Source organism: Streptomyces sp. NRRL S-31, assembly GCF_000718775.1.
Taxonomy (GTDB): Bacteria; Actinomycetota; Actinomycetes; order Streptomycetales; family Streptomycetaceae; genus Streptomyces.
In genome coordinates this window covers 22,825-36,053 of sequence record NZ_JOCB01000044.1, presented here as the reverse complement: position 1 = coordinate 36,053, position 13,229 = coordinate 22,825, and the positions used below count along the sequence as shown (strand labels likewise).

The following is a 13,229-nucleotide window of genomic DNA, read 5'->3' as shown; positions in this document are numbered from 1 at the left end:
GTCACCAGCCCGACGCGGTGTAGACGACGGCGCGGGCCGCCGGGTCGCCCCAGGCCAGCTCGCGGAGCAGGGCCGCGGTGCCCTCCTCCGGGTCGATCAGCGCGACCCCGCGCCGGGCGTACTCGCGGCCCAGTTCCGGGCCGACCATCCCGGTGTGGCCGCCGGCCGGGGCCCAGGGACCCCAGTGCACGGTGAGCGTGCGCCGGCCGGTGCGGGCGGCCCGGTCCGCGCCGAGCACCTCCAGCGCGTCGTTCGCGGCGGCGTAGTCGGCCTGGCCCCGGTTGCCGAGGACGGCGGCGATGCTGCCGAACAGCACGGTGAACTCCGGTGCGGCGGGCAGCTCGTCCAGGGCGGCGAACAGCGCGGCGGCCCCGGCGGTCTTCGTGCCGTAGACCCGCCGGAAGGAGTCGGGGGTCTTCTCGGCGATCAGCCGGTCCTCGATCACCCCGGCGGCGAAGACCACGCCGTCGAGCCGGCCGTGTTCGGCGTGGATCTCCTTGACGGCCCGCAGGACGGTGTCCCGTTCCCGGAAGTCGACCGAGCGGTAGCGGGCCGGGCTGCCGAGGGCGGCGAGTTCGGCGAGCGTGGTGGTGATCTCCCGCTGGGCGAGGACGAGTCCGGCGGCCCGGTTGACCTCGGCGGGCCGCGGGGCGCCGGGCCCGGCGGCGAGCGCGGCCCGCAGTTCCACGGGAGTGCGGGCGGCGGCGATGTGCGGGGGCTCGGGCGCGGTGGGCGCGGGGGTGCGGCCCAGCAGCTCGATCCGGCACCGGGAGGCGGCGGCCAGCGTGGCCGCGAACCTCGCCGTGATGCCCCGGGCCCCGCCGACCAGCAGCACCACGGAGTCCCGGTCGAGTCCGAGGGCGGCGGCCTCGGCGGCGCCGTCCCCGGCGGGTCCGGCTCCGGTGGTGCCGAGCGGGCCGAGGGGCGCGGACACCAGTTCCAGGCCGTGCCGGTGTCCGGTCGCCGTGCGCAGGACCACGGGAGCGGGTCGCGGAGCGCACAGCTCGGCGAGGACCGCGTCGGCGACGGCCGCCGGGCCGGTGTCGGTCACCGCCAGCACGCGGGCGGAGAGATCCGGGTACTCGCGGCCGACGCTGCGCACCAGACCGTCCAGGCCCGCCGCCCGCAGCGCCCCGGCGCCGTCGGCGGCGCGCACGGCGAGCAGCAGCCGGGGGCCGTGGGCCAGCGCCGCCCGCAGCACCGGGAACGCGTCCGGCAGCACCGGGAGGTCGGGGCCGGGGAGCGCGCCGAGGTAGAGGACGCCGTCGACCGGCGCCGCGGGGAGGTCGGCCGGGGTGAGGAGGTGGTCGTGGGCGAGGAGTACGGTGTCGGCGCCGTACCGGGCGAGCCGTGCCGCGACCTCGGCTGCCGCGCCGCCGGGGCGGTGCCCCTGGTCGTCGGCGGGGGTGTCGCCCTCGCCGTCCTCACCGGCGTGGCCGTCCCCCAGGACGACGAACCGTCTGCCGGCCAGTTCGGAGGCGAGGTCCGGGTCGGGATCGGGCAGCGGAACGGGCCGTAGCTCGCAGCGCCGGGGAGCGATGCCGAGGGGGACGTCCGCTGCGGCGGGGGCCGGGGTGCCGGGGAGCGGCGCGGCGGGGGCGGACGTACCGGAAGCCGGCGTACCGGTAATCGGCGTACCGGTAGTCGGCGTACCGGTAGTCGGCGTACCGGTAATCGCGATAGCCGTGGCCGGTGCGGCGGGGACCGTTTCCGGTGCCCGTGCCGGTGCCGCTGCCGCTGCCGGTGCCGGTGTGCCGTCGTTCCGCGCCGCATGGCCGGAGGCTCCCCCGGCCGCGCCCAGGCGTGCCGTCAGCCAAGTCGTGACCGCCGCGGCGGTGCGCGCCTTGGCCAGCTCCTCCAGCTCGGCGTCGGCCAGCAGCTCCGCTCCGCCCGCGATGCCCAGCCGCCGGGCGAGTTCACCGGCGATCTCGGCGCGCTTGATCGAGTCGATGCTCAGGTCGGCCTCCAGGTCCAGGCCGGGCTCGATCATGTCGACGGGGTAGCCGGTGCGTTCGCTGATGATCTCGCGTACCACCCGCTCCACGTCGTCGGCCGAGGCGGCGGCCGGGCCGGGCACGGGCTCGTCGGCCGGCCCGGCCGGTGCCGGAACGGCGGACGCGGGGGAAGCCGGCGACGCGAGAGGCGCCGGCGGTGCGAGAGGTGCCGGCGGTGCCATGGGGACCGGCGGTGCGAGGGGGGACACGGGCGTGGGCGCGTCCGCCGGGGCGCCGAAGTAGGTGAGCAGCACGTCCCGCTGGGCGGCGATCATCTCCCGGCTGGTGCGCAGGAATTCGGAGATCAACGCGTCCCGGTCGGCCGGGGAGCCGTTCGGCTGGGCGGTCGTCACAGTCGTCTCCACTACGCGTCGGGCCGGCGCGAGGGCACCGGGCAGGAGGGCTCCGGCGGCCGTGCGGACGAGGTGTCCGTCGACCGTCCAGCCGGGCCGCTCGGGTGCCGGGGTGCGCAGCGCGTCGACGGCGTCACGGCCGTGGAAGAGCCAGGTGGTGCGCACCGGCTGACCGGCCGTGGCGAGCCGGGCGAGCGCGTCCAGCCAGCCGTCCAGACCGCTGTCGGGCCGTGGCTCGCAGGCGATGGTGCGGTGCGGCCGGTCGCCGAGGATCTGGCCGACGAGGCGGGTGAGGACCTTCCCCGGGCCCGCCTCGACGAAGATCCGGGCCCCGTCCTCGTACATCGCCTCGATCTGCGCGGCGAACGCCACCGGGGCGCCGATCTGGGCGGCGAGTCCGGCGCGTACGGCGCCGGGGTCGGCCGGGTACGGCGTGGCGGTGCGGTTGGCCCAGACGGGGAACTCGGGCGCCCGGACCGGCTTGTCCGCCAGCACCTCGGCGAACCGGTCGCCCGCCGCCGCCACCAGCGGGCTGTGGAAGGCGCAGGCCACCGGGATGCGGCGGGCGCCGAGTCCGGCCGAGCGCAGGGCCTTGACGGCGGTGTCGACATCGGCGGTGGGTCCGGAGACCACCGTCTGCTCGGGTGAGTTGAGGTTGGCGACGACGACCGACTCCGGTGCCCCGGCCGTGCGCAGGGCGCGTACGACGGTCTCGGCGGGGGCGCCGACGGCCGCCATGGTGCCGGGCTCGTCCCCGGCCGCGGCGAGGATCGCGCCGGCCCGCTCGGCGCTCAGCTCCAGCAGGGTCTCCGGATCGAGGGCGCCGGCCGCGGCGAGGGCGACGAGTTCGCCGTAGCTGTGCCCGGCGGCCAGGTCGGGGTGGACACCGGCGGAGGTGAGGAAGGCGTGGGCGGCCAGGCCCGTGATGCCGAGGGCGGGCTGTGCCGTCCGGGTGTCGGTGAGGGCGGCCCGGTGGCGCTCGTCGGTGGCGTCGTCGAAGGCGGCCGGCGGGAAGAGACGGTCGGCGTGGGCCCGGCCGAGGTGCAGGTAGTGCCGCAGTTCGGGCAGCGTCACCAGCAGCTCGCCGAGCATGCCGGTGCGCTGGCTGCCCTGCCCCGGGAAGAGGAAGGCGACCTTGCCCGGGTCCGTGCGCGGAAAGTCGCCCCCACCGGCCGGGGCGGCGAGGTGGACGCCGGCGGCCGGGGCGGGGTCCGCGGCAAGGACGTGCCGGAGCCGGGTGATCAGCTCCTCCGTGTCGTGGGCGACGACGGCCGCCTGGACCGGGTCGTGCGAGGTGTCGGCGCGGTGGGCCGCCGCCAGGGCGAGGTCGCGCAGCCGCCAGGGGCTGCCGTCGGACTCGGCGGCCCGCAGCAGTTCCCCGGCGGTCCGGCGGGCGGCCGCCAGGTCCCGGCCCCGGAAGAGGAACAGTTCGGCGGGCCAGGCGTCCAGGGCCTGCCGGGGCGGTGGTGCGTCACCGTACGCCGCGAGCACCGCGTGGAAATTGGTGCCGCCGAAGCCGAACGCGCTGACTCCGGCCACCCGTTCGGCGGCCGGTACGGCCCAGGGCCGGGCCCGGGTGTGGAAGGCGAACGGGCTCTCCCCCGCCGTCCAGGCCGGGTTGGGCCGTTCCACGTGCAGGGTGGGCGGTTTGACCCCGGTGTACAGCGCCAGCGTCGCCTTGATCAGCCCGGCCAGCCCGGCGGCGCACTTGGTGTGCCCGATCTGCGACTTCACCGAGCCGAGCGCACAGCCGCCGGTCTCCGCGCCGGCCTCGGCGAACACCTCGCCCAGTACGTCGAGTTCGGTGCGGTCGCCGACGACGGTCCCGGTGCCGTGCGCCTCCAGCAGACCGACCGCGGCCGGCGGCACCCCGGCGTTGCGGTACGCCCGTTCCAGCGCGGCCCGCTGTCCTTCGGGGCGGGGCGCGGTCAGGCCGAGGGAGCGGCCGTCGCTGGCGGAGCCGAGACCCTTGACCACGCCGTAGATCCGGTCGCCGTCGCGCTCGGCGTCCGCGAGCCGCTTGAGGACCAGGCAGGCCACGCCCTCGCCGAGGGCGATGCCGTCGGCGGAGGAGTCGAAGGCGCGGGACCGGCCGGTCGGGGAGAGAGCGTGCACGGCGGAGAACAGGACGTAGTCGTTGATGCCGTTGTGCAGGTCGGCACCGCCGCACAGCACGGTGTCGCTGGTGCCGCAGACCAGTTCCTTGCAGGCCACGTCCAGCGCGGCGAGGGAGGAGGCGCAGGCGGCGTCCACCGTGTAGTTGGCGCCGCCGAGGTCCAGGCGGTTGGCGATCCGCCCGGAGATGACGTTGGCCAGCATCCCGGGGAAGGAGTCCTCGGTGAGCCGGGGCAACTGCTGGTCGAGACCGTCGGGGACCGCGCCGTAGTACGACGGCAGGACGGTGCGCAGGGTGAGCGCGCCGGACAGGTCGCTGCCCGCCTCGGCGCCGAAGACGACGGAGGTGCGGGAGCGGTCGAACCACCGGCCCCGCTCGCCGTACCCGGCGTCGTCCAGCGCTCTGCGGGCCGCCTCCAGGGACAGCAGCTGGGCGGGGTCGATGCTGCCGAGTGAGGCGGGCGGGATGCCGTAGCGCAGCGGGTCGAAGGGGATCTCGGGCAGGAAACCGCCCCATTTCGACGTGGTCATGCCGGTGTCGTGGTGCACGGCGGGGTCCCAGCGTTCGGGCGGGACCTCGGTGACGGAGTCGCGCCCGGCGACGATGTTCGCCCAGAAGGCGGCGAGGTCGGGTGCCTGCGGGAACATGCACGCCATGCCGACGATCGCGATGTCGAGCGGCGGAGGCGGGGGCGGGGACGGGTGTGCGGCGGCGCGGGGGCTCGGCGCCGTCCCGCGGGCGGCGGGCCCCGCGGCGCGTGCGGCCAGGAAGTCGGCGGCGCCGTCGGTCACCGCGTGGTGCAGGGCCGCCACGGTGGTGGGCGCCGAGCGCAGGACGGCGACCTGGCCCGCCATGAACAGGCCCTCGCCGAGCTGACGTTCCTCGTCGACGGCCCGTAACTCACCGCCCTCGGCGCGTGTCACGCCCTTGCTGGCGATGCGCAGCCGGCCGACGTTGAGCCGCTCCAGCCGCTCCCAGACCTGCCGGTCCGGCAGGCCCGCCGTACGCAACCCGGCCTCCCGCTCGCGGTAGTCGCGGGTGAAAGGGCTGGGCACACAGCGGGTGGCATGGCCGGGCGCGGTCTCCAGCAGGGCGGTCCCGGTGGCGGCCAGGACCTGCCGCTGGAACAGCGGCCGGACGGCACCGCGGGCGACCGCCTCCTCGGTGAACAGGTAGGCGGTGCCCATGAGAACGCCGACGGCGGCGCCCCGGGCGGTGAGCGGTGCGGCCAGGGCGGCGACCATCGCCGCGGACCGCTCGTCGTGGATGCCGCCCGCGAAGAACACCTCCAGCGGGGGCGCCTCACCGCCGTCGCCGGGGCCGGTCGCGCCGTCGGCCGTGCCACGCGCGGCGGCGTCCGCCGGGAAGTCCGCCAGGAAGTCCTCCAGGACGGCGAGCTGTGCCTCCCAGAGCGGGAAGGAGGCCCGGGGCCCGACGTGCCCGCCGCACTCGGAGCCCTCGAACACGAATCGGCGCACACCGGCGTCCAGGAACTGGCGCAGCAGCCCCGGCGAGGGCACGTGCAGGAAGGTGCGGATGCCGGCCCGCTCCAGCGCCTGGGCCTGGGCGGGCCGGCCGCCTGCGACGATCGCGTGCGTGGGCCGCAGTTCCCGTACGGCGTCCAGCTGGGCGTTCCTGACGTCCTCGGGCGCGAAGCCGAGCACGCCCACGCCCCAGGCCCGGCCGTCCAGCACGGCACGCGCCTCGGTGAGCATCGCCCGGGCCCGTTCCCCGTCGGCCAGGGCCAGCGCGAGGAAGGGCAGCGCCCCGTCCTCGGCCACCGCGGCGGCGAATCCGGCCTGGTCGCTGACCCGCGTCATCGGCCCCTGCGCGACCGGCAGCCGGGTGCCCAGCGCACGGCTCATCACCGACCCGGGCCGCAGGGCGTCAGCACCGGACACGGCGGCCACGGGCCAAGGGCCGGTACCGGCGGACGGTATCGCCTCCGCCTCCGCGGGAAGGACGGCCGTGTCCACAGCACTCGGCACCACGGACCGCGCGGACGCCTCCACGGACGGCGAGGACACCGGCACCACAGGCCGCACGGACGCCTCGGACGACGAGGACACCGGCACCACAGGCCGCACGGACGCCTCGGACGGCGAGGACACCGGCACCGCGGGGGGCGCGGTCGTCGGCATGGGCGGCCTCGGTGCGGCCGCCGCCCCGGAGACCTCCCGTATCGCCGCCGTCAGGCCGCGCACCACCCCCCGCACGTCCCGCCACCGCTCGGCGAAGCGGGCGGCGAGGAAGCCGTCCTGCCCCACCGGGAGCAGCCGGCCGCGTGGTGCGCGGGCGCCCAGCAGGGGCGCGACCGCTTCGGGGGTGTCGGCGGGCGGCCGGGGGGCGTCCGGGCCGCGTCGCCGCAGCACCCGGTGCCCGCCGACCACCACGGTCTCCGAGCCGTCCAGGGAGCGCAGCACCGCCCGGGTCTCCTCGGGCAGCTCCGACTCGGCCAGCAGGGCCAGTTGGCTGTCCAGGACGACACCGGCCGCGCCGCCCGCGACGGCGGCCGCCGCCGTACGGGGCCCGATGCCCCCGCAGGCCCACACCGGGACGTCGACCAACTCCTCGTCGGACAGCAGTTGTTGCAGCAGGACGAAGGTGGTCAGGTCGCCGACCCGGCCACCGCTCTCGGCTCCCCGGGCGACCAGCCCCCGCGCACCGGCACGGACGGCCGCCCGAGCCTGCCCGAGGTCATGCACCTCCACCAACACCCGGCATGCGTCCGGGAGCCGGTCGGCGTTCCAGGTGCTGTCCGAGGTGAGGAGCACGGTGTCCACGGCGTCGCCGAGGTCCGCGGGGGTGAGGGCACAGCGCCCGGTCACCCGTATGCCGAAGGGGCCCGGGGCGGCCCGGCTCAGGCGGGAGAGCTGGTCACGGGATCTTCGGTCACCCGTGCCCAGGTCCAGGACGCCGAGCGCGCCGGCGGCTGAGGCGGCGGCGGCCAGGCCGGCGTCGGGTTCTCCGAAGGGGGTGAGGCACAGGATCAGGTCATGGGCACGCACAGGCGAGGTCATGAGGCTCCGGCACGATCGGTGACAGCACGGTGGGGGGTATGTGCGGCGAGACACTCTGGTGCGGGGCCCCCGGAAACTAGCGAGGTGATTACTCGCGGGTCAATAACGCCGCGACCTTTCCCCCGGCGGTGACGCCGATCCGGCCAGCCCGTCGAATCCACGGCAAGAGGCGGCCAGAGGCGGCGAATCAGCCCATTCTCCGCACGGCCGGGAGTACGGGACCGTACGACCCCCGAGCGCGTACCGGAACAAGCGCGGCAAACCATCCGCCCGCTTCACCGTGGACCCATCGGCACGTCACACGCCGGGACATCCGGCCGCGGTCCGTAAATTCCGCGTGACGTCGCCCCGGTGGCTCGAACCGGGCCGACGGGAAACGGACAGGGCCCGGGTACGGCCGGTGCCCGCCGCCGTATGAGCGGGGCGCACGCCGGGAGCGGGCGCCAGAAGGCCCCGCGCCGTCACGGGCACCACCGGCCCGGCCCCACCGTCCCCACCGGTCCCCTCGGCCCCACCACCACCGTCCTGAACCGGCCCCTCACCCACCGCCGTACACATCGTCGACCCCGAGCCGGGCACGGACACCCGGGAACAGCCACACGCCCCGCCCCGGCATCGCGGGGCGGGGCGCGTCGGCCGGTTTCTCGCCGCTCACTTCCCCTGGTCGGTCGGCCGCAGCGTCCAGACCACGGTCATCTCGCCCGTCACCGCGCCGTCCGCGCGCCGGATCTCGACCGCGACCGGGAACTCGGGGCGCTGTCCCGCGTCCAGTTCGGCGACGACCTCGGCGGCCGGGCGGCCCAGCGTGGCGGTCGCGGTGACGGCGCCCATCGCCAGCTTCCTGTAGGCGATCTCGGCCCGCACGGCGAGCGGGACGGCGCGCGAGAGCTGGTCGCCGAAGGCGGCCAGCACGATGGCGCCGCTGGCCGACTCCCCGAGGGTGAACATCGCACCGGCGTGCGGGCCGCCCACGTGGTTGTGGTAGTCGGCCTGGTCCGGCAGGGACACCACGGCCCTGTCGGGGGCGGTCTCCCGGAACTCCAGGTTCAGCGTCCGGGCCATGGGCACGGTGGCGGCGAGCATCTCGCCGATGGACATCTGGTCTGCGCTCATGGCAGGCATGTTACTCATGAGTAGCCTGGCCTGGCCAGAGAAGCACACTAGGGTTACGGGCCATGTGGCCAGATCAGCAGCCGCCAGGGGGCGCGCAGAACCCGCAGCACCATCCGCAGCAGAATCCGTACCAGCAGCCGAACCCGTACCAGCAGCCGGGACAGCAGCCGGGTCACCCGCAGCCCAACCCGTACCAGCAGCCCGGGTACCAGCAGTACCCGCAGGCGGGCCCGTACGGGCAGCAGCCGCAGTGGGGACAGCCCTCCGCGCCCGCGCCCGAACCGCCGCGGGGCGGCGGCGGCCGGACGAAGCTGATCGCGGTCATCGCGGCGACGGCCGTCGTGGTCACCGCCGCCGTAACCGGTTTCCTGGTGCTCGGCGGCTCCGAGGACGACGAGGCGGACGGCGGCAAGGACGGACGGCACACGATCCCGTCACCGACGGCCGGTTCGGCATCCGCGCCGCCCGGCCCGTCCGCGACCGACGACCCGCGCGGCAACGAGACGGCGAAGCCGACCGTCGCGGGCTGGAAGGTCGTGGTCAACCCCAAGTACGGCACGGCCTTCGACGTCCCCGCCGACTGGGAGGTGGAGCGGCCCGGCGTCTTCACCTTCTTCGAGGACGAGAAGAAGGGCGACGGCTCGCCGTACATCGGCTTCTCCGGGGCCTCGTTCCTGAAGCCGGACCACTGCACCTCCGAGAAGGGCGGCAGGAAGGAGTCCTACGCGCTCGCCGCCAGCGGCACGAAGGGCGAGAACGGCGCCAAGGACACCGCGAGCACCGCCCGCAACGACTCGGCCACCTTCGCGTTCGGCGGCTACACCGACCAGTCGGACGCCGCCAAGAAGTACCTGCACATCGGCACGGCGAAGCCCTTCACGACCGCCTCGGGCGTCCAGGGCAGCGTCGCCACCTCGTACGTCACCGGCGCCCCGCGGAAGAACGCGTGCACCACCGACGGCAAGGCGGTCACCTTCGCCTTCAAGAACTCCACGGGCAGCTTCGTCTCCTGGACGCTGTACGGCGCGAAGGGCGTCAAGGACGAGTTGTCCGACGCGACCGTCGACAAGATCCTCACCACGGTGCGGCTGAACGGCGACCCGGTCGTGGAGTGAACGCGGGCGCGGACTCGGACTCGGACTCGGACTCGGACTCGGACGGCAGGCTCGCTCCCCCGACGGGACCGGCCCGTAAATCCACTTGGCGTTCCGGCCGCCCCGCGGCGATAGTCGGCCGGTGACCTCCACCCCCGGCTCCTCCGCCCGCGCCCGCAGGCCCGCCTGGGCGGGACGCAACTACTCGCTGCTGACCGCGGCGGCCGTCGTGACCGGCCTCGGCGCCAACGGCTCGCTGATCGCCGCCGCGTTCGCCGTGCTGGAGGCCGGCGGCGACGGCGGGGACGTGGGTCTGGTGGCCGCCTCCCGCACGCTTCCGCTGGTGGTGTTCCTGCTCATCGGGGGCGCGGTCGCGGACCGGCTGCCCCGGCACCGCGTGATGGTCGCCGCCAACGCCCTCAACTGTCTCTCCCAGGGGGCGTTCGCGGCCCTCGTGCTGGCCGGTGAGCCCCGGCTGTGGCAGATGATGCTGCTCACCGCGCTCGGCGGCACCGGCCAGGCGTTCTTCGGACCGGCCGCCGAGGGCATGCTGATGTCCTCCGTCCAGGGCGAGCAGGCGGGCCGGGCGTTCGCCGTCTTCCGCATGGCCACCCAGGGCGCGGCCCTCGGCGGCGCCGCGCTCGGCGGCGCCCTGGTCGCGGCCGTCGGCCCCGGCTGGGTGCTCGCCGTCGACGCGGCGGCCTTCGCCGTCGCCGCGGCACTGCGCTCCTTCCTCGATGTCGGCCACATCCCGCCGCGCCCGCCGGGCGGGGGCCTGCTCGCCGATCTCCGCGACGGCTGGCGGGAGTTCATCGGCCGGCCCTGGCTGTGGAGCATCGTCGTGCAGTTCTCCATCGCCAACGCGGTGGTCGGCGCGGCCGACGCGGTCTACGGGCCGCTCGTCGCCCGGGACAGCCTGGGCGGCGCGGGCCCCTGGGGCCTGGCCCTGGCCGCTTTCGGCGGGGGCACCGTGGCCGGCGCCCTGCTGATGACCCGCTGGAAGCCCCGCCGTCTGCTGCTCGCCGGCACGCTGTGCGTCTTCCCGCTGGCGCTGCCCGCCGCCGCGCTGGCCGTACCGCTGCCGCCGGGCGCGCTGTACGCGGTGATGTTCGCCGCGGGTACGACGGTGGAGGTGTTCGGCGTCTCCTGGATGACGGCGCTGCACCAGGAGATCCCCGAGGACAAGCTCTCCCGGGTCTCGGCGTACGACTGGTTCGGCTCGGTCTCCCTCATGCCGCTCGCCACCGCCCTGGCCGGCCCGGCCGAGACCGCCTTCGGCCGCACGGCCGCCCTGTGGGGCTGTGCCGTCCTGGTGGTCCTGGTCACCGCCCTGGTGCTGCTGGTCCCGGACGTGCGCCGGCTGACCCGGCGCACGCACCGGGCCGCCGCCGTCCCGGCCGCCTCAGCCGATGCCGAAAGCCCCGTCGGGGGGCTGGGGTGACGGTACGGCGTCGGCGTCCTCGACCGGGCGTGCCGACCCGGTGAACCGCCGTACCGCGGGGCCGTGTTCGACGCGCGCGGGGAAGGCGTCCGCCGCGGTGCGCCGGGCCAGTGCGGCGGTGTCCAGGGGCCGGTGCGCGGCCACGACCACCGCGTTGCCGAACCGGCGTCCGCGCAGCACCGCCGGTTCGGCGATCAACGCCACCTCTTCGAACACCGCCGCGAGGGTGGCCAGTTGGGAGCGCAGGAAGTCGAAGGGCGCCGCGTCCGCGAGGTTGGCCAGATAGACCCCGCCGGGCCGCAGCACCCGCTCGGCGGTGCGGAAGTAGGCCAGCGTGGTGAGGTGGGCGGGCACCCGGGACCCGCCGAACACGTCGGCGATCAGCACGTCGGCACGGTCGTCCGGCGCGGCCTCCAGCCAGGCCCGGGCATCGGCGGCGTGCAGCGTGACGCCCGAGTCGGGCGGGAGCGGCAACCGCTCGGTGACCAGTTCCAGCAGCCCCCGGTCGGCCTCGACCACGTCCTGGCGGGAGCCGGGCCGGGTGGCGGCCACGTACCTCGGCAGGGTCAGCGCGCCCCCGCCGAGGTGCACGACGTCCAGCGCCCGCCCGGCCTCGGCCGCGGTGTCCAGCGCGTGTCCCAGCCGCCGGGCGTACTCGAACTCCAGGTGCGCGGGGTCGTCCAGGTCGACGTACGACTGCGGCGCCCCGTCGACCGTGAGCAGCCAGGCCCGCTCCCGGTCGACATCCGGCATCAGCTTGGCGGTGCCGTGATCGGTGGTGCGGGAAACGGGTATCTGCTCGGTCACCCGTTCATTGTGACGTGCCCCGGGAGCGGACGAATCCGTGCCGGCGCGCGCCGGCCGGCCCGCTCGCCGCCGCCCGTCACGACGCCCCCCTCCCGACGGGCCCCTCACCCGACGGGCCCCTCACCCCACGGTGAGGACGGTCCCCGCGCCCACGGTCCGGCCGCCCTCGCGGACGGCGAAACCGAGACCCGGCTCCAAGGGCACGGCACATCCGAGTTCGACGCTCATGGCGACCGTCTCCCCCGGCCGCGCGACACCCCTCTCCCCCAGGTCGACGACGCCCGCCACGTCCGCCGTCCGGAGGTGGAACCGCGGCCGGTGCCCGGTGGCGACCGGTGTGGTGCAGCCGCCCTCACGCCCGGACAGCACGTGCACCCGCGCCGTGAAACGGCGGCTCGGCAGCACGCTGCCCGGCGCCGCCACCACGTGCCCGCGCCGGACGGCGTCCCGGGGCACCCCCCGCAGCAGCACCGCCACGCTGTCCCCGGCCCGCGCCTCCCGCACCGGCCTGCCGAACGTCTCCAGCCCGGTGACGACCGCGTGCGGCGCGGCGCCGAGCACCTCGACCTCGTCCCCCACCCGGACCGTGCCTCTCTCCACCGCGCCGGTCACGGTGATCCCCCGCCCGGTGTCGGTGAGCACGTCCTCCACGGACAGCAGGAACGGCGCGCCGGGGTCCCGTTCCGGCACCGGCACGTAGGTGTCCACCGCGTCGAGCAGCGCCTCGACGGACGCCGTCCACCGCGGGTCGCCCGCCAGGGCCCGCAGCCCGGAGACGCGGACGACGGGGACGGTGCCGCCCGGGTACCCGTGGGCGGTGAGCAGGTCGCGGACCTCCAGTTCGACCAGGTCGGTCAGGTCCTCTTCCCCGGCGTCGGCCTTGCTGAGCGCGACCACGAGGTGGTCGACGCCCACCTGCCGGGCGAGCAGCACGTGTTCGGCGGTCTGCGGCATGACCCCGTCGAGCGCGGAGACGACGAGGATCGCCCCGTCGAGCCGCGCGGCCCCGGCGACCATGTGCTCGACGTGGTCGGGACGGCCGGGCATGTCGGCGTGGGCGTAGTGCCGGGTGTCGGTCTCGTACTCGACGTGCGCGACGCCGGTGGTGGTGCCGCGGGCGGACTCCTGCGGGGCACGGCCGGCGCGGGGGAACGGTACGGGGGCGCCGGTGCCCCGCTCGGCGAGGACCTTGGCGATGGCGGCGGTCAGGGTGGTCTTGCCGTGGTCGACGTGACCCATGGTGCCGATGTTCAGGTGCGGCTTGGTGCGTACGCGGGCTGTTTCGGACATG

Annotated in this window: 6 protein-coding genes; 2 read left to right on the top strand and 4 right to left on the bottom strand. The window is 75.9% G+C overall.

Annotated features, from left to right (window positions below):
- Position 1: 1 nt before the first annotated feature.
- Together IF37_RS0118715 and IF37_RS0118710 are read right to left on the bottom strand one after the other, a co-directional pair.
- Positions 2-7,483 (bottom strand): type I polyketide synthase, encoded by a 7,482-nt coding sequence (locus tag IF37_RS0118715; RefSeq protein WP_030743684.1) that lies wholly within the window; start codon positions 7,481-7,483, stop codon positions 2-4.
- A gap of 651 nt (positions 7,484-8,134) precedes the next feature.
- Positions 8,135-8,596 (bottom strand): DUF4442 domain-containing protein, encoded by a 462-nt coding sequence (locus IF37_RS0118710; protein WP_173456904.1) that lies wholly within the window; start codon positions 8,594-8,596, stop codon positions 8,135-8,137.
- Between the two features lie 62 nt (positions 8,597-8,658).
- Between IF37_RS0118710 and IF37_RS0118705 the strand changes: the two genes are divergently transcribed.
- Together IF37_RS0118705 and IF37_RS0118700 are read left to right on the top strand one after the other, a co-directional pair.
- Positions 8,659-9,711 (top strand): hypothetical protein, encoded by a 1,053-nt coding sequence (locus IF37_RS0118705; protein ID WP_030743678.1) that lies wholly within the window; start codon positions 8,659-8,661, stop codon positions 9,709-9,711.
- Positions 9,712-9,832: 121 nt separating this feature from the next.
- The gene (locus IF37_RS0118700) at positions 9,833-11,131 is read left to right on the top strand and encodes an MFS transporter (RefSeq protein ID WP_030743676.1); all 1,299 of its coding nucleotides are present in this window, start codon (positions 9,833-9,835) and stop codon (positions 11,129-11,131) included.
- Here the strand turns inward: IF37_RS0118700 and IF37_RS0118695 are convergent.
- A complete protein-coding gene (locus tag IF37_RS0118695; protein ID WP_030743674.1) occupies positions 11,093-11,938 on the bottom strand; it encodes a spermidine synthase in 846 nt (281 codons plus the stop codon). The genes IF37_RS0118700 and IF37_RS0118695 overlap by 39 nt on opposite strands.
- Positions 11,939-12,058: 120 nt before the next feature.
- Positions 12,059-13,228, bottom strand: coding sequence for an elongation factor Tu (locus tag IF37_RS0118690; protein WP_030743672.1), 1,170 nt, complete (start codon positions 13,226-13,228; stop codon positions 12,059-12,061).
- Position 13,229 lies beyond the last annotated feature (1 nt).